16 protein-coding genes are annotated in these 19,073 nt (G+C 64.3%); 7 read left to right on the top strand and 9 right to left on the bottom strand.

Annotated elements, in window-relative coordinates:
• Positions 1-86 precede the first annotated feature (86 nt).
• The 3 genes from JD276_RS08280 to JD276_RS08270 all read left to right on the top strand — a co-directional run bounded on the left by JD276_RS08280 (position 87) and on the right by JD276_RS08270 (position 3,674).
• Positions 87-1,037: an SDR family oxidoreductase gene (locus tag JD276_RS08280; protein ID WP_233615477.1), complete on the top strand. Its 951-nt coding sequence runs from the start codon at positions 87-89 to the stop codon at positions 1,035-1,037.
• Positions 1,038-1,083: 46 nt separating this feature from the next.
• Complete coding sequence (locus JD276_RS08275; protein WP_200115171.1) at positions 1,084-3,045, top strand: NAD-dependent epimerase/dehydratase family protein; 1,962 nt, start codon at positions 1,084-1,086, stop codon at positions 3,043-3,045.
• A gap of 107 nt (positions 3,046-3,152) precedes the next feature.
• Positions 3,153-3,674, top strand: a complete 522-nt coding sequence (locus JD276_RS08270; RefSeq protein ID WP_200115170.1) for a TspO/MBR family protein — start codon at positions 3,153-3,155, stop codon at positions 3,672-3,674.
• A 64-nt stretch (positions 3,675-3,738) separates the two neighbouring features.
• Here the strand turns inward: JD276_RS08270 and JD276_RS08265 are convergent, their stop codons facing one another.
• The 5 genes from JD276_RS08265 to JD276_RS08245 all read right to left on the bottom strand — a co-directional run bounded on the left by JD276_RS08265 (position 3,739) and on the right by JD276_RS08245 (position 7,799).
• Positions 3,739-4,533 carry a nitroreductase family protein gene (locus tag JD276_RS08265; RefSeq protein WP_200115169.1) on the bottom strand — a complete coding sequence of 265 codons (795 nt, stop codon included), beginning with the start codon at positions 4,531-4,533 and terminating at the stop codon, positions 3,739-3,741.
• Between the two features lie 195 nt (positions 4,534-4,728).
• Complete coding sequence (locus tag JD276_RS08260; RefSeq protein ID WP_200115168.1) at positions 4,729-5,109, bottom strand: hypothetical protein; 381 nt, start codon at positions 5,107-5,109, stop codon at positions 4,729-4,731.
• Between the two features lie 63 nt (positions 5,110-5,172).
• A complete protein-coding gene (locus JD276_RS08255) occupies positions 5,173-5,598 on the bottom strand; it encodes a GNAT family N-acetyltransferase (protein ID WP_200115167.1) in 426 nt (141 codons plus the stop codon).
• 315 nt (positions 5,599-5,913) lie between these two features.
• Complete coding sequence (locus tag JD276_RS16320; RefSeq protein WP_200115166.1) at positions 5,914-7,059, bottom strand: helix-turn-helix domain-containing protein; 1,146 nt, start codon at positions 7,057-7,059, stop codon at positions 5,914-5,916.
• The gene (locus tag JD276_RS08245) at positions 7,056-7,799 is read right to left on the bottom strand and encodes a hypothetical protein (RefSeq protein WP_200115165.1); all 744 of its coding nucleotides are present in this window, start codon (positions 7,797-7,799) and stop codon (positions 7,056-7,058) included. The genes JD276_RS16320 and JD276_RS08245 overlap by 4 nt, the downstream gene beginning before the upstream one ends.
• 181 nt (positions 7,800-7,980) lie before the next feature.
• Between JD276_RS08245 and JD276_RS08240 the strand changes: the two genes are divergently transcribed.
• Genes JD276_RS08240 through JD276_RS16460 form a run of 4 tightly spaced genes read left to right on the top strand, consistent with a single transcriptional unit; the run spans position 7,981 to position 10,154 of the window.
• On the top strand, positions 7,981-8,187 hold the full coding sequence (locus tag JD276_RS08240) for a hypothetical protein (RefSeq protein ID WP_200115164.1): 207 nt from the start codon (positions 7,981-7,983) through the stop codon (positions 8,185-8,187).
• Between the two features lie 6 nt (positions 8,188-8,193).
• Positions 8,194-9,018, top strand: coding sequence for an adenylate/guanylate cyclase domain-containing protein (locus JD276_RS08235; RefSeq protein WP_230763028.1), 825 nt, complete (start codon positions 8,194-8,196; stop codon positions 9,016-9,018).
• A gap of 10 nt (positions 9,019-9,028) precedes the next feature.
• On the top strand, positions 9,029-9,640 hold the full coding sequence (locus JD276_RS08230; RefSeq protein ID WP_200115163.1) for a type II CBASS E2 protein: 612 nt from the start codon (positions 9,029-9,031) through the stop codon (positions 9,638-9,640).
• Positions 9,525-10,154: a Pycsar system effector family protein gene (locus JD276_RS16460; RefSeq protein WP_491510104.1), complete on the top strand. Its 630-nt coding sequence runs from the start codon at positions 9,525-9,527 to the stop codon at positions 10,152-10,154. The genes JD276_RS08230 and JD276_RS16460 overlap by 116 nt, the downstream gene beginning before the upstream one ends.
• Positions 10,155-10,205: 51 nt before the next feature.
• Here the strand turns inward: JD276_RS16460 and JD276_RS08220 are convergent, their stop codons facing one another.
• The 4 genes from JD276_RS08220 to JD276_RS08205 form a co-directional block, all read right to left on the bottom strand.
• Complete coding sequence (locus tag JD276_RS08220) at positions 10,206-13,283, bottom strand: type III restriction-modification system endonuclease (protein WP_200115161.1); 3,078 nt, start codon at positions 13,281-13,283, stop codon at positions 10,206-10,208.
• Between the two features lie 76 nt (positions 13,284-13,359).
• Positions 13,360-15,105: an RNA/DNA-binding domain-containing protein gene (locus JD276_RS08215; RefSeq protein ID WP_200115160.1), complete on the bottom strand. Its 1,746-nt coding sequence runs from the start codon at positions 15,103-15,105 to the stop codon at positions 13,360-13,362.
• Between the two features lie 8 nt (positions 15,106-15,113).
• A complete protein-coding gene (locus JD276_RS08210; protein WP_200115159.1) occupies positions 15,114-17,111 on the bottom strand; it encodes a site-specific DNA-methyltransferase in 1,998 nt (665 codons plus the stop codon).
• A gap of 27 nt (positions 17,112-17,138) precedes the next feature.
• A complete protein-coding gene (locus JD276_RS08205; protein WP_200115158.1) occupies positions 17,139-19,073 on the bottom strand; it encodes a site-specific DNA-methyltransferase in 1,935 nt (644 codons plus the stop codon).

Raw genomic sequence — 19,073 nt, 5'->3', positions numbered from 1 at the left:
AACCCCGTAGACAGGGCGTACGCCGTGAATCAGGGTGATGAGGACGCCCGAGGCCAGACGACGCCGAAACCAGAAGGAGGTACGTGATGACCGAGAACACGACGAACCGAACCGGTGCGCACGAGAGCGGCGCGACGAAGGGGCAGACGGATCAGCTGACGTTCCAGAACCCCGTGACGCGCTTCCCCCGGATCTCCCCGCCCGAGCAGCACCAGCCCGAGCCCGGCCTCGACCAGGAGCTCGTGCCGCAGACCGACCGCGGCCAGGACTCCTATCGCGGCACCGGCCGCCTCGCCGGGCGCAAGGCGCTCATCACGGGCGCCGACTCGGGCATCGGCGCGGCGGTCGCCATCGCCTTCGCGCGGGAGGGCGCCGACGTCGCCCTCTCCTATCTGTCCGCCGAAGAGGAGGACGCGCAGGAGATCAAGCGGGTCATCGAGGAGTCGGGGCGACGGGCGGTGCTGCTGCCGGGCGACATCTCCGACCGCGCCTTCTGCGAGCAGCTGGTCGAGCGCGCGGTCGAGGAGCTCGGAGGCCTCGACGCCCTCGTGAACAACGCCGGCCGGCAGATCGCCGTGGAGGACATCGCCGACCTGCCCGACGAGCAGTGGACCGCGACCTTCGACACGAACATCCACGCGATCTACCGCATCACGCGGGCGGCCGTCGAGCACATGCCGCCCGGATCCACGATCGTCAACACGACATCGATCCAGGCGTACCAGCCGTCGACGCACCTGCTCGACTACGCGTCGACCAAGGCGGCGATCAACAACTTCAGCAAGGGCCTCGCGCAGGCGCTGGCCCCGAAGGGGATCCGCGTGAACGCGGTCGCGCCGGGCCCCATCTGGACCCCGCTGCAGGTCTCCGACGGCCAGCCGAAGGAGGCTCTGCCGGAGTTCGGCCACGACACGCCGCTCGGCCGGGCCGGGCAGCCGACGGAGCTGGCGCCGGCGTACGTGTTCCTCACGTCGCCGGAGTCGAGCTACGTGCTCGGCGAGACGCTCAACGTCAACGGCGGAACGCCCTCGCCGTGATCCTCGCGATGATCCGGATCGAACGCACTCACCAGGGAGGTCTCTCATGCGCGTAGCAGTGGTCGGAGCCAGCGGGAACTCGGGCACGGCGGTGCTCCGGGCCCTCGAGGAGACGCCGGAGGTGGACTCCGTGCTCGGCATCGCCCGCAGGATGCCGGACACAGAGGTGCCGCCGCACTCGGGGTGCGAGTGGGCGGCGATCGACATCGCCGCCGCGAGTTCCGAGGAGGAGGCCGAGCGGAGCCTGACCGAGGCCTTCGCTGGCGCCGACGCGGTGGTCCACCTCGCCTGGCTCGTGCAGCCCAACTCGAACCGTGAGCTGCTGCGCCGGGTGAACGTGGACGGCACGGCCCGCGTGGCCCGGGCGGCCGCGGCGGCCGGCGTACGGCAGCTCGTGGTCGCGTCATCGGTCGGCGCCTACTCCCCCGCCTCAGGCCTGGACCGGCGGGACGAGAACTGGCCCGCGACCGGCGTGCGCACCTCCCACTACAGCGTGGACAAGGCGGCGCAGGAGCGCGTGCTCGACGAGTTCGAGGCCGCCCACCCCGACATCGTCGTCACGCGCCTGCGCCCGGCGCTGATCTTCCAGGCCGACGCGGCGTACGAGATCCAGCGCTACTTCCTGGGCCGTTGGCTGCCCCTGCAGGCGCTCGACACCGTCAAGCCGCCGGTGCTCCCCCTCCCGAAGGGGCTGCGCGGCGTCCAGGCCGTGCACGCGGAGGATGCGGGGCGCGCCTACGCAGCCGCCGTGGTGAAGCGGGCGCCCGGCGCGTTCAACATCTGCGCCGACGACATCCTCGGCCCCCAGGACCTCGCCGACATCGTCGACCACGGCCGCTTCATCGAGCTGCCCGCGCGGCTCACCCGCGCCTTCCTGTTCGGCGCGCACAAGGCGAAGCTCGTGGCGGCGGACGAGGGTTGGATCGACATGGCCCTCGCGGTGCCCATGATGGACAACGCCAGGGCCAAGGCGGAACTCGGCTGGGAGCCCCGGTACACCGCGGCCCAGGCGCTCGAGGATCTGCTGCGCGGCATGATCGAGGGGCGCGGCACCGGTTCGCTGCCCCTGCGGCCGCGCGACGCCGAGGACGCGCGTCTCGCCGCCGCGGATGGACCGGTCGACGTCGGGGCGGACGCCGGAGACGGCGGTGACAGCGGCGGCGAGCGCGCCCGGATGGACGCGGAGGGCGGCGTCTCGGAGCGGATCTCGCGGGATCTGCTCGGGCTCTACCTCTCCGATCACCTGACCGGGGCGACCGCGGGTGCCGAGCGGATGGAGCGCATGGCCGACGACTTCGTCGACACCCCCGTCTTCGCCAGGCTCTCGGAGCTGGCCGAGCAGATCCGGCTCGAACGGGCGTTCCTGAGGGAGCTGATCGGGGATCTGGACCTGCGGCAGCGCCCCTACCGGCAGGCGGCGTCGTGGGCCGCCGAGCGCCTGGGGCGGCTCAAGGGCAACGGCCGGCTGCTGTCGCGCTCGCCGCTGACGCTCGTGCTCGAGGCCGAGCTGATGCGGAGCGCCGTGATGGGCAAGCTCGGCGTCTGGCAGACCCTCGAGGACAACGCCGAGGATCTCGGGCTCGATCCCGCGGTGTTCGCCGAGCTGTCGGAGAGCGCGCGGAGCCAGATCGCCACCCTCGACACCGTCCACGAGTACGCGCGAGAGCGGGCGTTCCGCGAGGATCTCGAGACCTTCGAGCCGCACACCTCGGAGGATCCGGAGCACCGCCCCGCCGATGAGGAGATCGATCGAAAGGAGAAGCCCGTGTCCGCTGCAGCATCCGAGAACGCCCGGCCCGGCGGCCCCGAGGAGGAACCCCCGGGGTCCGATCCCGTGCCCGAGGCGCCCGACACGTCGGACTCGCCCGACACCGCTGAGAAGAAGACGCCGGAGGACGTGGCCGAGAAGCCGGGCTCCCGCGCCGTGCCGCACGAGCGCGCCGACGAGCTTGCCGACGAGTGGGGCGAGGAGTCGTTCCCCGGGAGCGACCCGCCCGCCCACTACTGAGCGCCGAGCGGGGAGGAGGACGCGGGTCCCCTCCCCGCTCGGTGTGCCCCGCTACCCTGCCCGGCGCGCAGGGTAGCGTGGACGATACCCGACGAAGGACGGTGACGATGGTGGAGACTCGACCCCCGGTCGCGAAGCAGATCGCGGTGGGCCTCGGTCTGCTCGCGGTGGTGGCGCTGATCGCGTTCCTGGGCTCGCTGGCGACGATGCCGAACACCGAGGGCTGGTACGCACGGGTCGAGAAGGTTCCGTGGGATCCGCCGAACGCGGTCTTCGGGCCGGTGTGGTCGATCCTCTACGCCCTGATCGCGGTCGCGGGCTTCCTCGTCTGGCGAGCCGGGTACCGCGGCGGCGAACCCAACGCGGCTCGGGGCACGCTCGGGATCTACGCCGCGCAGCTCGTGCTCAACGGGCTGTGGACGCCCATCTTCTTCGCGGGATACCCGGTCGTCGGCGAGGTGGCCTGGTGGCTCGCGCTGGCCGTGATCCTGGCGCTCATCGCCTGCGTGGTCTGGCTCGCGATCTCGGCGGCGAAGTGGTCGAGGATCGCCGCGTGGATCATGGTGCCGTACCTGCTGTGGCTGGCGTTCGCGACCACACTGAACGCCGGCATCATCGTGCTGAACTAGCGTCGGCGGGCGACGCCGTCGCGGGTCGGCCGGTCGCACGAGGGCCGAGGCGCAGCGGCGACGCTCAGCTCTCGTCCCAGCCGCTCTGCGGAGTGCGACAGGTCTCGCGGAACACGAACTGCGACGGCGGGCGTCGCTCGCGGCTCGACCAGTCGATGGCGGGGCGCTGCGAGGTCTCCGGCACGTAGCCGAGGCGGTAGAGGGCCATGAGCTCGAGGTCGTCGGGCACGGCGAGCATCTCGGTGAGCCTGGCCCACTGATCCGGAACCTCCATGGGGAACGAGATGAACTGGATCCCCATGCCCAGCTCGACCGTGGTGAGCCACACGTTCTCCATCGCCGCGCCCATGCTGAACTGGCAGTAGAAGTCGGCCAGCGGGTGCGCCTCACGCTCGCGGCGGTCGAGCATGACGCCCAGGATCAGCGGGGATCCCGCGACGAGCTTGCGGTTCTCCTCGCCCAGGGTCTGGGGCACCCGCAGCATGCGCATCGTGCTGATGCCGGCGCTGGTGAAGACGGCCTTCGTGAACGGCCGCAGCGGGGCCGGCAGCTTGTCGAAGTACATGCCCGACCGGTGCTCGGCCATCTCCTCGGCGCTGAATCGGAAGTGCCGCTTATAGCGGTTGAAGAAGGAGCCCTCGGAGATGACGGCGGTCATCGACTCCCCGCTGATCTTCGCGATGGTCTCGATCGTGGAGCGATCCTCGATCACCAGGAAGCGCCAGGGCTGGCTGTTGAACTGCGACGGCGCCGACGCGGCCGCCTTGAGGAGCAGTCGCTGGTGCTCCTCGCTCACCGGGTCGGGCAGGAACGGCCCGTTCGTGGTGCGGCGGCCGAAGAGGGCGTCGAGGAATTCCATGGGGTGCTCCTGTGCTCGGGGTTTCTGGACGGTGTCGGCGTCGGGTCTCGGGGCGGTGCCGGGGTTCGGGGCGGTGCCGCGGTTGGGGGCCGTGCCGCGGTTGGGGACGGCGCCGCGGCTCGGGGCGGCGCCGGGATTCGGGGCGGCTCGCGTCCTCGTACGGTGGCCGCCTCGACGCGGGCGTCTTCGTGCCTCTCATCGCGGCTGCACCGCCCACATCGTGAGGGCCGCGAGGTAGCAGGGGGCGACCGAGAGCCCTATCGCGACGTGTCTGCTCGGATGTCGGCGCACCGGCGCGCTGAGGAACGGGAGCAGGGCCAGCGGCACGAGCGCGACGGCGAGCAGCAGGCCGCGGATCCAGTGCTCCGGGAACGAGAGGATCGCCGCCACGACCGTGAGCGCGCAGGTGAGGATGAAGAGGCGGCTGTGCCACCTGCGACGGATGCGGTGGCCGCGCATGCTGAGGGTGCCGACGGCGATGGTGACCGCGTAGGAGAGGACGGCGAGCAGCGTCCACGGCACCGCCTGCGCGATCTCGAGCAGGGGGTGCAGCGGGGACGAGCCGGGGTCGACCATACTGCCAAATCTACGGTCGCGGAGCTGCCCGGCATAGCCCTTGTGGTGCGGGATCGGGGGTCGCTACCCTGCTGCGGCGTCCCCCGAGACCCGCTGATGCATGCCCAGCGCCTCTTTGCTCGAGAACCCGAGCGACTCGTAGACACCGACGGCTTCCTCGCTGGCGAAGAGGCCGATGAATATCTCGGCGCCGGGATCGGGCCGCAGCAGGTCGACGAGGCGCGCGACGAGGGCGGTGGCGATACCCTCGTCGCTGTGTTCGGGTTCGACGATGACGTCTTGGATATAGGCGTACTGCAGCCCGTCGCCGACGGCCCGTGCCATGCCGACGGTGTCGCCTTCATCGTCGACATACACGACCCCGGCGATGGAGGCGGCGAGCGACGCGGCTCGGAGATGGTTGTCGAAGTGCGACTGCCAGCCGACGGCTGCCGCCAGTCGGGCGTGCTCTTCGGGTGTCGCCACCCGGTCGATGATGCGGCCGGTCATGCTGGCATCGTCTCATTCTTCGCTGGCTGCGACAACGCCGAGCCGCGACCGGCTTGAGGCTCGTGAGACTCGAACCAAGAACAACTGAAGGATCCGGAGTCCGTTGTGCCTGAGCGCCGATCGGGCGAAACACCGCGTGTTTCTGCGGTTCTCATGGCATCAGCTTACCGGTTGGTACCGGCCGATGCCAGCCAATCTGGTGACCTCGGAAGGGGTTTCTGGTGATCAAAGTGGTGACCGAGGCACTCATGATTCGGGTGGCCTCGAAGCCTCCCGCTCCGAGGCCACCGAGACGCCAACCTGGGTGCTCGGCGGTCAGTGCTCGTTCGGATCAATCGCCAGCCGCAACTTTGGCTTGAGGTCGCTTCCCGCCTCGATCACCTCGTTGATCTGATGCTCAGTGAGACGACTCGCGACGGCGAGATCCGTGCTATCGATTCCAGCGTCCTTCAAAAGAGAGGCAGCCCGACCAAGGAGTGACGGAGACTCAGGTAGGCCGAGTGGGCCAGGCTCTGGGAGGCCTTGCACCGCGAGTTGTTTGCTCGCGTTCCGGTAGGTGTAGTCCCCCCACACCTCTAGGTCGTGAGCTCGGTAGATGAGTGCCTTCAGGCTGATACCCCACTTGGCCTTCAGTTTCAGAAGGGCTTCCCAGTCCACTCTGGTCGGTAGCTCGGGTATGAGCTCAGCACTCGGAGCGAGGAACTCGGCGGCGAAGCGGTGTGCTTGATTCTCGATGATCTTGGAACCCGGTTCAACCTCGTGGTGCATAACGAGGTGCCCCAGCTCATGGGCAGCGTCGAATCGACTGCGAGCCTTGTCATGCTTTGAAGGCGAGAGGAGAACTAGGGGCCGGGAGCCGACATCGGTTGAAAAAGCATCCACCTTTCGATCGATGTCTTGAGGCAGGCGAAGGACGACTATGCCGTGGGCTTCCATCAGCCGCACGACGTTCGGTACCGGTCCTGCCTGCAACCCGAGTTTTGCGCGAGCTTGAGCGGCGAGTTCGGCTATACGTTCGCGACTGGGTTCGTCCTCAACCGGGTCGATGATCTCCGTGACTGGAGGAAAGTCGACGTACTGCTCGAACACGTCCACGACAGCGAGGGCTATCTCGGCGAAGGCGAGGGCCTGGTCTCGCGCGATCGCTGGCGTGGCTCTGAGCGAGCGGAAGTGAGCACTGCTCGCTGGGACTTGCTCTATCGCTCGGCCGCGTTGGAAGAAGCCAGTTGGGACCCCCAGCGCGAGAGCAAGCTCGGCGACAACAGTGTTGGTCGGCCGTGAGGTTCCTCGTTCGAACTGTGTGATTGCTGCTGCCGAGACAGTCGTCTTTGCAGCGAGGGTGGTTCGTTGTAGTCGCCTGAGGCGTCGAGCTAGAGAGAGTCGCCGCCCGTCGAAGTCAACGGATGTCCCGGTGGTACGACGTCGTCGGGCGCGTTCCGTCGGGTCTACTTCCTCTGTCACAGCGAGTTTCCTTCTATCTTCCGGACCTTCAGTGAGATGTTCGGAACCGGTTCTGGCTGATCCGCAAAGCCAACGTTCTCAGTCGAAGCGTCCGCGTCCTCGAACTTCGTTGTGCGCGATGCAGGTTCGTCCCACCAGAGGGGCGCAACCGCGAGCCAGCGATCCGGAGTAGTGGTCGGAAGGCCAAGCCATCCCGCAGTGAGCTCGGACTCGTACTCAGCGCCCCATACAAGGAACGCGTCCCTGCAGCCCCGGACGCTCTCGGAAGCATCGATCTGTTCAATCTCGAACAACGGCGACATCTCGGGTCTGCGGATGGGTGGCGAGTACGCCCCGTGGTTGCGGGCCGCCGCGGCTAGACGGGATTCGCTGTCCCTCCAGTCAAAGCTGGACACGAAGTCGGGCTTACGCGCAGCGAGGTGCGGGGTCTTGACCAAGCGAATATCAAAGGCGCCCACGCGCAAGACGGTGGCCGCAAAGTCCCTGGTTGCGGAAACCCCAGCACGTCGTAGCCCGCTATCCCTGTTCACTGTCGTATACAGGCGATTGGCGAGATTTCTGCTCGAGACGGTGCTCAACGTGAAAGCGTCGTCGAAGAGTTCCTCCGGCTCGTGACGTGCACGGTTCGCACTCCAGACCTCCTTGACGGCCTCCTGCACGAGAACGTCGAGGCTCACATCGGCTACAGCCCGCTTTATCTCCTCGAGGCGCTCTGCACCGTGCGGATCCCATGACATCATGCAACCAGTAAAGCAGACGCACGCGCAACCCTGTCACGCGACGCGCCATACAAGCAACAAGCTACTTCCGTTGTGATAAACTTAAGTAGAAGGTCAAGATCTACGTTGCGCTAGCCAGGCTCTCCTGTCATCCTGATCTCGAACCAACTGCCAGATGAGCTCTACAGATCAGGAGAACGACATGAGCAAGAAGCAGCCGCCCAACGCGGGCAAGCCCTGGACCTCGGCCCGAGACGCGCAACTGCGACGAGAGGCCAAAGGCAACACACCGACCCGCGTGATCGGCCTGCACATGGGAAGGAGCGAGGATGCCGTCCGGAGCCGCGCAAGCGACATCGGTGTCTCACTCAAGCCGACCAACCAGAGCCCGTACGGCACCCGAAAGTAGTCCTCAGTGAACGGCTTCGGAACAAGGTTGATGGCGAACTACACGCCATCGACCTTCGGGGACACTGTCATACGTGACTTTCAGGCACGTCGCGAAGGGCGAAACCTCAGCGAACTCTACGCGTCGGCCGCACCCGAAGCCAAGGCGCTGGGCCACCCTGCCTTCGAAGACCTTGCAGTAGGAGAACGTCGCACCGTTCCTCTGGCAGTCGCGTTCCTCGATCTCACCGACTTCACTGGCCGCACCTTCTGGGACGAAGAAACCCAAGTCGTGGATCTTGCGCACGCCGTGCTGACGGGCTTCATCGAAGTAGTCCTTGCTTACGGCGGTTATCCGCTCGGACTCCGGGGAGACGGCCTATTCGCAGGATTCGGTCCGGGAAACTCACAAGTCGACGCCACTATGGCTCTCGGAGCCTGCGCGTTCGCCCTTGGAGCAGTGGAGAGTGAAGTGAACCCGCGGCTCGAGTACCGCAGTATCCATCGGGTGCAGGCGAGAGCTGGTCTTGACTACGGTCGAATCACCTTCGTGCGGACGGGCAGCTCGGGTCACAGCGAAGTGAACCCTCTTGGGTTTGCTGCAAACTTCGCTGCGAAGTGCGAGAAGAAGGCGAACTCCTGGGAGATCGTCGTGGGCGAAGGACTGACAAGCCAGCTTCCGGGGGCGACCTCATTCGTCGAGCACAGTGACTCTCCGAAGACATACCAGCGCGACTATGAACGCAAGAAGTACCACTTCTATGACTACCACTGGCGGCAGGCTCTTCCGTATCTAGACGATGTGGCACTGCAGCTCAGCGGAAACCCGACATCGTCCATCGCGATCAGATAAGGCAGGCGTCATGAGCATCGCTGCACTTCTTCATCATCACGGAGTCGACGTTCCTCGATACGTCACCGTGAATGGGCAGATCGTCTTCGACGATGTACAAGCGTCGCCCTCCGGCTACGTTCACAGTTCCCTCGGGTTCGTCACCCCGGTCCAGAAGCACACGTTCCACGGCGGCGAGGAAGCCCCTGACAATGCTGTGAATGACGCGCCCTGGTGGACAGATAGCGCACGTCTACAGCATCACATCAGCGCCATGGAGCAGTCGTTCCCTGGCTTCACCTACCTGCCCGCTTCAGACGGCCTCGGTCCCTGCTGGGGCGGTGAACTCAACACGGGGCGCGGCAAGTTCAAAGTGCTGATCATGACCCGGCAGGATGAAGGCCTCCCCAGAGTCGCGGTCGTGGGGCCCAAGCTCGGCATCGCCGCAGGTCGATCTTGGGTGCCTTCACCTCACCTTTACTTGAACGGGAATCTGTGCGTCGCCGACGAAGACGACTGGGACCCTCATGAACACACTGTCGCCACGGTTACTGCTTGGGCGGCGCATTGGCTCGCTGCCTACACAGAGTGGCGCATCACGAGGCGTTGGCCAATCGAAGGAGCGCAGGCTCTTGTGGCCTAAGCGACGACCCGAGGCCGGTCCAACAGACGGGAGCAGTCAAGCTCTCGACCAGATCGCGAACTGGGTACGATTTGCAGACACCAAAGCGACCGTCCTCATTGCAGGTTTGGGCGTCGCAATGACGATGCTGGTAAGCAACTCCAGCACGATCATGAAGGCGGCGCAGCAGTCATGGATCACTGGACTCTACGTGGGGGGCCCAGCCACCTTGACGCTCCTCACGTTCATGTGGACATTGTTCTGGCTGATGAAAGCAATCGGCCCTCAACGCAAGGTTGGCTATCTGCAACCCAACAGATTCTCGTGGCCTTCCCTTGCCCGTGCGTCAGTCACCGACTTGCACGAGCACCTCTCTACCTCCTCAGCCGCGGATGACGCCTGGCAGCAGATCCTCGACCTTTCTAAGCTCGCTGAGCGAAAATTCGCCGCATGCGAGAAAGCCGTCTACGGATTCGGCGCACTCATTCTCCTCGGCTTCTCTTGTGTCGCGATCGCGATGATCATCATCGTTTAGATTCCTTCCGAAGTCTGCCAAGCAGAAAGCGGCTGACCCCAACCACCAGTCCTACGCCGTCACGAGTTGCATCAGCTCGGTGTAGTCGGTGACCACGTCATACGTGACGTCCTGTCCGTTCTTTTCGCTGAGGGATGCGAAGAACTTGCGGGCGCACTCGATCTTCGCGTCCTCGACGCCCTTAAGCTGGAGTGTCGACAGCGAGCCCTTCGTTTCGGCGACGAAGTAGACATGCTTCACGCTGCCCTCGGTGAACGCGATGGCCCAGTCGGGGTTGTAGTCGCCAACAGGCGTGGGGATGAAGAACCCTCGCGGGAGCTTCGCGTAGACGGCGACCTCGTTGCTGGTGTCGAGTTCGGTGACGAACTCGCGCTCGATCTTGGAGTCGGTGACCACGTAGTCGTAGACGTGCTTCTTGAGCTTCGACCCAGCCTTCGAGAAGTCCTGAGCCGTCTGGTTCTCGGTGAAGATCGCGGAGTCGAATCGGTCTTCGAGTGCGTCGTAGGCGAGGTGCTCGACGATGACCGTGGCCTTCTGCTCGTTGATGAGTCGGGCGGCCTCGGTGATGAACTGCTCGGGGTTGAGGCGGAACTTGGCGAACGTTCCTGGAGTGACGCCGCGGAGGATCGCCGCGACCGTGCGACGGGTGAGCTGGGTCTTCTCGGTGATCTCGCCGAGCAGGTCGTACTTCACCTGTGAGCCGGCGCTCACGGTCTCGGTGTGCGTCTGCGTGGTCTGCACTGCGAAGCCGGAGCCGCCGGTCAGGTCGTCCGCTTCCAGCTGCTCGCGCTGCTGCCCGGCTTGCACCACGTATTGCAGCGCGGCGACGTTGAGGTGCTTGTCGAGGTGCTCGGTCGCCTTGCGAATCAGTTCGCCCGAGTCGAATTCGACCTGGTAGACGGCGCGGTGGTTGATCCGGCCCCACAGAGCCTGGAACTCCTTGCGCGCGAAGTTGGCTTCGTTCAACGGAATCTTCTTCGGCTTGCGGTCATCGGTGGGCACCGGCAGGTCAAGGTAGAGGACGTCGATCAGGGGCCACACGAAGTCGATGACGGGCTTGAGCGCGTCGGAGGTTGGCGCAGCCAGTGTGCCATCCTCCTTGGCCTGCTTGTAAGCATCGGAGATGGTGTCGTCGTCGTTCACGTAGTCGTTCTTGACGAGGTACTTGTAGAGCGCCTGGGCGACGGCCTCCTCGATGACCGACTCGCCAGAGAGAGTATGGATGGTCTTGCCGACGAAGAACTTGACGCTGGCCTTGCGTGGCCGCGCAGCCAGCGACTCGGAGATTTCACGCTGAAGGCCGGTCACGAAGTCGGTGTAGGACTCGTCGGTGACGACGGTCAGCTCGTTGATGTCGTGCACGGTGACGTGGTTGTCCATCCGTTCGCCGTGCTGGTCGACGGCCAGCCGCAGGCCACGCCCGATCTCCTGGCGCCGGGAGACCGTGTTGTCGCTCTTCTTGAGCATCCCCATGACGAACACGTTGGGGTTGTCCCAGCCCTCGCGCAGTGCCGAGTGGGAGAAGATGAACCGGACGGGTTCGGTGAACGACAGCAGGCGTTCCTTGTCTTTGAGGATCAGGTCGTACGCGTCGGTGTCGGTGGACTGGCCCTTGTCGTCGCCACGGCCGGAGACCTTGCCGTCGATCTGGTGCTTGGTCTTCTTGTCGATGGAGAAGTAGCCCTCGTGGACCCGACGCACGTCGTCACGGCGCAGGTAGGCCTGGTACTCCTCGGTCGCCGCATCGATGGCGAGTTCGCCGAGCACCTCGTCGCGGATCGCGGCGTACTCCTCTTCGAAGATGCGGGCGTAGTCGCCGAGGGTGTCCTCGCGGTTGTAGTCGCGGTACTTGGCGACCTCGTCGATGAAGAACAGCGAGAGCACTTTGACGCCCTGGCTGAAAAGTTCGCGCTCCTTATCCAGATGTGCACGGACGACCTCGCGAATCTGGATGCGCCGCTTGGTCTCCTCGGTGACATCCCGGTCGGCGAGCTGCCCTGCCACGACCACGTCACCGTTGCTCAGCTCAATCACGTCGCGGTTGGCGTCCACCTCGGTGATGAACAGTCCCTTGTATGCCTCGATCCCGTTCGAGACGTCGTGGAGGTTCGCGCCCATGTCGAGACGTTTGACCTGTCGCTTGATGCCCGATGCGGTCTGCACCTCAAGCTCGACCCGCGCCCGAGGCTTGGCGCCCTTGGCGATCTCGATTGCGTCCAGGTATAGGTAGGCAGCCGATCCAGCGAGTCCCTTTACGGTGATGCCGCGCACGGCGATCTTCTTCACCAGCTTCTGGTTGTAGGCGTCCAGTGCGTCGAGCCGGTGCACCTTCGTGTGATCGACCTTGTGTGTGGCGGAGTAGCGAAGCAGCATCAGGGCGTTGAACCGCGACAGTGCTTCGAGCGACTTGGGTGCTCCGATCTTCTGGGGCTCGTCGATGATCACGATCGGGCGGTTGGCGCTGATCACGTCGATCGGGCGGCGGGACTGGAAGTCGTCCAGCTCGTCGTAGATGCGGCGGTTGTCTTTGCCGGTGGCGTTGAACGCCTGAATGTTGATGATCATCACCTGCACGCCGGCGTCCGAGCTGAAGCGCTCCAGTTCGTGGAGCTGGGAGGAGTTGTAGATGAACGAGCGAGGCTTGGTGCCGTAGAGCTGCTGGAAGTGCTCGGCGGTCACGTCGAACGACTTCTTCACGCCCTCACGGATCGCGACCGAGGGCACCACGATGATGTACTTCGACCAGCCGTACCGCTTGTGGAGCTCCATGATCGTCTTGATGTAGACGTAGGTCTTGCCGGTACCGGTCTCCATCTCGACATCGAGGTTCGGAGCGCCCGGGGCGGCCTTGCTGTCGATCAGCTTGGTAGACAGTGGCAGGTTCCGTGACCGTTGCACCGCATGCACGTTCTCCAGCAGCCGCGCGCCGGACAGGGCGATCTCGGCGTTGCGGAGGCCGGCGTCTGGGCGCTCCTCGGTCTCGAACAGCGCCGGAGCGGTGGCAGGGCGGACCTTGCCGGGGTCGATCCGGTAGGAGATACCGTCGTGCTTCGGCTGCCCGGCGAAGGCCTCGACGACAGCATCGACGGCATCGGTCTGGTACTGCTGGACCTTGAACTGGAGCTTCATCGGGTGTCTTTCTTTCTGCAATCAGCGCTGTTCGTCGTCGCTGCTAGAAGGTTGCGGACGGCGTAGATGCCTGTATTCACACTGATCCCGCCCCTCCAGCACCACTGCTGTCGTCGTCATCCTTCTTGCGCGGGGGCTCGGACTGCGCGCCTTCGTCGCCTGCGTAAGAAAGCTCCCATCGTGGCTTCGTACGCGTGCCGCGGTTCACGATGACGCCCTGGCGTCGCAGCTTCGTCAGCAGGTTCGTGATCTTGGTTGCCTTCTGCTGCTCGGTGAGCGCCTCGCTGAGCGCCGGTCGGAGCAAGGCCTCCACGTCGCCACGGTCTGCGTGTCCCTGCGCGCGGAGGAAGTCAGTCAGCAGGGCTGCGTAGTGCGCGTCCGCCTGAGGCTGGGTGCGGATGTAGTCGGCCATCGCCCCGGTCGCCGCTGCGACGCGAGGAGTGATCCGGCGGTGAGGCTTGCGGCCCTCGATCAGACCGACTCTGCGCAGATGGCGGGCAGCCTTCTCACTGATGTCGAGTCCCTTCTGCACCCGATCCAGCGCAAGCACGTCTTCGAGCGGAAGATCGGTTCGGACCATGAGCAGCTGAGAGTAGGACTCATCGATCACCGCGCCCGGGATGGTGAGCTTCACCTCGCCAGGGGTGCTGAGGTCGTAGTCCGGCAGCGGCAAGAAGCGACGGACCTGGTCCCGCACCATCCGGTGGATCCCGTAGCCCATCTGGTCGATGAGGTTCAACTCCGTCATCGCCTCCACGAGGAACGGGTTGCGGTACTGCCGTGGGGTGCGCTCGTCCAGGGCGTAGTCATCGGGTGCGCCGTCGAAGAACTCGCCCACGCTCTCGAACACGATGCGGTCGGCAAGCTCGGTGACGATGATCCGAGAGTTTCGCGTGTAGTCCTGGTGCGCGATGCAGTTGTAGAGCGCTTCGAGCAGGCTGCGTTCGTCGTACTTGCTGATCTCTCGATAGATCAACTCATCTGGCGGCAGGAGCCGGAGCTGCACGTTGCGGATGCGCTTCGCGAGCGCGGTCGTGTTCAGCAGGAACGGCAGACGGAAGTGCTCGTTCGCCCGCTGCTCACCAACGAGCTTCCAGGTCATCTGAGCCGGGTGCGGGCTCAGCAGGTGCGTGGAGGTGTCGGCGCCGAGCAGAAGGAGCGCGGCTCGCGTGATCTGACCGTCGCGGGTCAACCTCGCCTTGGCCAAGAACGTCGCGTCATCCCATGAGTCGATGTCAGCGGCAGGGATACGAGAGGCGTAGCGCTCGGTGAACCCCTGTCGTGCGCGTGCGATCGCCGCTGGATCGAGGTGAGCGAGCGTGGCGTCAGGAACCACCACCGCTGTCCAGTCCGCGCTGATGGTCTGCCGCCGAATCTCATCCAACTTGTCGAGCGAGAGCGGCACCAGGCTCTCGCCGGCGCGAGCTCGGTAGTCACCCTTCCACGAGATTGGGATGCCGCGGGGCGCCGCTGGCACCTCAAGAAGGACCACACGCTTGCCCGAGTGCGTGACCTCGTAGACCTCTCGCACGGTCAGGCCTTGGTCGATGGACTGATGGATGTGGTGCTTCAAGGTCTGACGCTGCTGCACATCGATGAGATGCGTTGTGCCCACGACCTGCCGAGCGTTCGAGACCCCGAAGACGAGCCACCCCGAGGCGAGTCCGCGTAGGTTCGCCTCGTTGCTCAGTGCCGAGATGTACTCACCTGTCTTGTCCGCAGAGAACTGCCGCGCAGCCTCCTTGAACTCGACAACCTCGTTCTCCCAACCGGCCAACAGCCGGTCGAGGAGCTCGGTGAGTTCGTCGTTCGTCAGGGTCATGTCGTTCCTCAGATAGTCCTTACCTCAGTCGCGGGCGACACCTCACGGAACACCTGCTCGGCGTTGATACGTGCAGCGTCTGTGGCGAAGCCTGAATCCAGGAAGACAGCCCGTAGAGGCTGCCGCCTCGCGACCTCGCTGATGATGGTCGGATTGATGTCCCCGGAGAAGCAGGCGACGAGGGCTCCCTCGGCCACCGAAAGGATTTCACGGCCGTCAACTTGTTCGACGACGACGGGTTCGCTCAGGTCCAAAGCCCAGTCGATCAGCACTTGGAACAGCAGGTCGTACGCGTCACGATCCGATCGGACGCTGTTGATCGCTCCGGACAGCATGTCCTGCGAGAGGCCGTCGGGGACCGCCAGAGTGTCGACCAAGTTCGAGCTGTCAACTCGCAGCACGCGGAAGCCGCTATCCACCAGCAGGTCACTCGCAAAACGCTCGTGAGCGAGGCGCATTCGCTGCTTGGTGATCTCAGCAACTGTCGCCGGACGCCCGAGGTGCGTGAGGTGCCGGATCGCATTCGTGGTGATCTGCTTCGCCGCCCCCTTGGCCGTGTTGAGAGACTCGTTCAAGTCCTCGGCGACCTGGATTCCGATGAAACGGCATGACATCGACTCAGCGCCGTTGAGTTCGAGAACGGCCTGCATCGCCGATCCGGAACCCGCGAACATGTCGAGCACGATGTCGTCGCCAGACACGCCGACTGCGCGATAGACGTCCCGGAGCAGGAACTCGTCCTTGGGGTTCGTGAAGACCTTCTCGCCGAACAACGTCGCGAGCCGTTTCGAGGCCGCGCGGCCATCGACGTAACGGATGCTCGTGAGGTTCTGATACTCGGTGTTCGCAAGGTAGGTCTTGTTCTTCGGCACCCCGGTGTGGTCGTTCCCGAAGTGGACTCGGTTCTCCGCGATGCGGCGAAGCATCTCGTCTTTCGGGTAGCGCCAACCGGAAGCCGGCATCTTCACAACTTCGCCGGTCACGGGATGTGCTACGTCGTAGACGTACTGACCGTCGTTTGGGCCGGAGATGTCGGACGCGAAGTAGATTCCACGTTCGTCCATCCAGTCGTAATGCTTGCTTCCGGCGACTGGATCACTCGCCTGGAAGGTCTTGTACCAGGCCTTGGCCTCCGCATTGATAGCTGCCCAGTCGTCGCCATGCTTCCTCCGGAACCCGTCGAAGGCTGCATATATCTTGTCGAGTCCCTCCTTCTTCTCAACCCAGTCACCGGCGTTGGCCTGCCGGTTCTTCACGAAGAAGACGATGTACTCATGCTGAATTGAGACGTACGCCTGGTCGTTCTTGCTGCTGTTCTTCAGCACGATCTCTCCGACGTACGACGCATCGCCGAGCACCTCCTCGCCCAGGCGGACGAGACTGGCGTGCTCGTTCTCGTCGATAGAGACGACAAGCACGCCATCGTCGGTCAGTAGGTTCCTGGCCAGCTTGAGTCGCGGGTACATCATGCTCAGCCAGTCAGAGTGGAAGCGACCGTTCGCCTCGGTGTTCGCAACCAGGCGCTCGCCGCTCTCCATGCTCTGACCTGAGCGGGCGAGGTACTCGGCGCTCGACTCGGCGAAGTCATCGTCGTAGACGAAATCGTTTCCCGTGTTGTACGGCGGGTCGATGTAGATCAGCTTGACCTTGCCGAGGTACGACTCCTGAAGCAGCTTGAGCGCCTCCAGGTTGTCGCCCTCGATGAAGAGATTCTTCGTTGTGTCGAAGTCCACCGACTCCTCACGCACCGGACGCAGCGTCTTGGCGATCGGCGTGTTGGCGGCGAAGGCTGCGGCACGCTTGCCGGGCCAGTCGAGCCGGTACCGCTCCTCTGGCCCTTCCACGATGTGGTCGCTGAGTTCCTGACGGAGCAAGTCGAAGTCAATCGCGGTGATCACGTTGCCCTCCGGGTCGCGGGACTCGGTGATGACTTGCGGGAACAGATCGGCGATCCGCTCGATGTTGCGAGCGGTGAGGTCGGGCGTATGTAGGGTGCGCTTCTCCATCACGCACCACCGACCAGCGAGCGACGGTCATATGGTCTTGACCTCAGTGTGTGGCGAGCGTTCACTGAACACCTGCCCGACGTTGATGCGCTCCGCGTCGTCCGCGAAGTCTTCGTCGAGGAACACGACGCGAAGCGGCTGACGTTCCGCGATGGCTGCGGCAGCCCGAGAGAGAGAGGAATCGCGCGCCTCACGCGGACGTGTGCACAGGATCAACGCACCCTCCTCAACGTCGTACACCTCGAAGCCATCGATGGTCTCCTTCTTGATCGGCATCGTGAGTTCCAAGCCCCAGTCGAGAAGAACCTGAAACAACAGGTCTTCACCCGTGCGGTCGGGTTTCACGCTGCTGACAGCGTCGATTAGAGCGGTCTGCACAAGATCGTCAGCTGCGGTTGCCGTATCTGCCAGGTTCGTTGTGTCAACACGGAGTGCTCTGAAGCCAACGTCGACCGTGCCTTCGAGCATGCCGGCTTCACTCTTGAGTGTGACGCCGGCGCGACGGATGCGCTCCTTGGAGAGCGCGGCGATGGTCGCAAATCCCGCCGAGGCTGCTTCTGACTTTTCGTCAGTCTGCTCATCGAGTTGGATCATGATGAAGCGACGTGTCCCGCCATCTCCAAGGTTGGCATCAAGAACCGCGTGTGCCATTGACGAGCTTCCGGCAAAGAAGTCGAGCACGGTTCCGTTGGTGCCGCAGGCGATATCTATGATGCGCTTCATGAACTCGGGCGACTTGGGAAAGTCCATGACGGCACTGCCAAATAGTTTCTTGACAGACTTGCGACCATAGTCGTTGGAGAACTCGGGGTCGAGCCAGACCGACTTGGCCAGCGTTTTCGCAACCTCACCGTCTGTGCCGTGGAGGTAATCCTTCCGGAACACCCGCCAATCGTCGCCACTACGTTCGGCGAGTAGAAGTGCCTCTTCGGCGGCCACCTTCTCTCGGCTCCAGGTCCAGCACGTCTGCGTGCCGTCAGGTGCGTCCGGCATGACTTGGACAGAAAACTCGTCACTGCCGACGGCCGAGACTCTGCCGGAGGAAGGAGAGATGAAGAGCGGGTAGTACAGGTTCGGACGCGTGCTTGGGTTGAATGCTTGATTCCGATTTCTTAGCCCTAGAAGACGGTATGGACCGCTTTCGTCCACGCGGTTGTACTCATCCGCCATGCGACCGTCCTTCTCGACACCGGTGATGGCATCGCTCAGGGGATCGCGCACGAAAACGAGGAGGGACTCGTGCGTCTTCGCTATGAACCTGTCAAGGTGTCGTCCACGCGGGTTCACCTGGATAGCGAGTTGAGCGATGAAGCTTCGGGGACCAAACACCTCTTCCGCGAGTTTCCGAAGGTTCGCGCTCTCGTTGTCATCGATCGACATGACGAGTACCCCGTCGGCCGCCAGGAGGTTTCGCGCCAACTTGAGGCGCGGGTACATCATGCTCAGCCAGTCAGAGTGGAATCGACCGTTGGACTCGGTGTTAGCCGTTAGCCTTGCGCCTGAGTCGCCCACCTGACCGGATCGGACCAGATACTCCTCAACGGACTCGGCAAAATCGTCGTTGTAGACGAAGTCGTTCCCGGTGTTGTAGGGCGGGTCGATGTAGATCAGCTTGACCTTGCCGAGATACGACTCCTGGAGCAGCTTGAGTGCGTCGAGGTTGTCGCCTTCGATGAAGAGGTTCTTCGTGGTGTCGAAGTCCACCGACTCCTCGCGAACGGGACGGAGGGTCTTCGCGATCGGCGCGTTCGCTGTGAAGGCTGCGGCACGCTTGCCGGGCCAGTCGAGCCGGTACCGTTCCTGCGGACCCTCGACGATGTGGTCGCTGAGTTCCTGACGCAGGAGGTCGAAGTCGACAGCTTGCACTGGGTTGCCGTCGGCGTCGAAGTTCTCGGTGACGACGCTGGGGAACAGCGTGGCGATCTTGTCGATGTTGGCCTGCGTGAGGTCGGGTGATGTCAT

It is taken from the genome of Leucobacter chromiisoli (assembly GCF_016522505.1).
Classification (GTDB): domain Bacteria; phylum Actinomycetota; class Actinomycetes; order Actinomycetales; family Microbacteriaceae; genus Leucobacter; species Leucobacter chromiisoli.
The sequence above is the reverse complement of the archived record's forward strand: the minus strand, read 5'-3'. Positions and strand labels throughout refer to the sequence as shown.

Coding starts and splice junctions, on each gene's coding strand:
- JD276_RS08265 (WP_200115169.1), bottom strand. CDS start 4,533: ATGGAATTCCTCGACGCCCTCTTCGGCCGCCGCACCACGAACGGGCCG.
- JD276_RS08270 (WP_200115170.1), top strand. CDS start 3,153: ATGGTGGAGACTCGACCCCCGGTCGCGAAGCAGATCGCGGTGGGCCTC.
- JD276_RS08240 (WP_200115164.1), top strand. CDS start 7,981: ATGAGCAAGAAGCAGCCGCCCAACGCGGGCAAGCCCTGGACCTCGGCC.
- JD276_RS08220 (WP_200115161.1), bottom strand. CDS start 13,283: ATGAAGCTCCAGTTCAAGGTCCAGCAGTACCAGACCGATGCCGTCGAT.
- JD276_RS08260 (WP_200115168.1), bottom strand. CDS start 5,109: ATGGTCGACCCCGGCTCGTCCCCGCTGCACCCCCTGCTCGAGATCGCG.
- JD276_RS08215 (WP_200115160.1), bottom strand. CDS start 15,105: ATGACCCTGACGAACGACGAACTCACCGAGCTCCTCGACCGGCTGTTG.
- JD276_RS08255 (WP_200115167.1), bottom strand. CDS start 5,598: ATGACCGGCCGCATCATCGACCGGGTGGCGACACCCGAAGAGCACGCC.
- JD276_RS16460 (WP_491510104.1), top strand. CDS start 9,525: ATGAACACACTGTCGCCACGGTTACTGCTTGGGCGGCGCATTGGCTCG.
- JD276_RS08230 (WP_200115163.1), top strand. CDS start 9,029: ATGAGCATCGCTGCACTTCTTCATCATCACGGAGTCGACGTTCCTCGA.
- JD276_RS08210 (WP_200115159.1), bottom strand. CDS start 17,111: ATGGAGAAGCGCACCCTACATACGCCCGACCTCACCGCTCGCAACATC.
- JD276_RS08205 (WP_200115158.1), bottom strand. CDS start 19,073: ATGACATCACCCGACCTCACGCAGGCCAACATCGACAAGATCGCCACG.
- JD276_RS08275 (WP_200115171.1), top strand. CDS start 1,084: ATGCGCGTAGCAGTGGTCGGAGCCAGCGGGAACTCGGGCACGGCGGTG.
- JD276_RS08280 (WP_233615477.1), top strand. CDS start 87: ATGACCGAGAACACGACGAACCGAACCGGTGCGCACGAGAGCGGCGCG.
- JD276_RS08245 (WP_200115165.1), bottom strand. CDS start 7,799: ATGATGTCATGGGATCCGCACGGTGCAGAGCGCCTCGAGGAGATAAAG.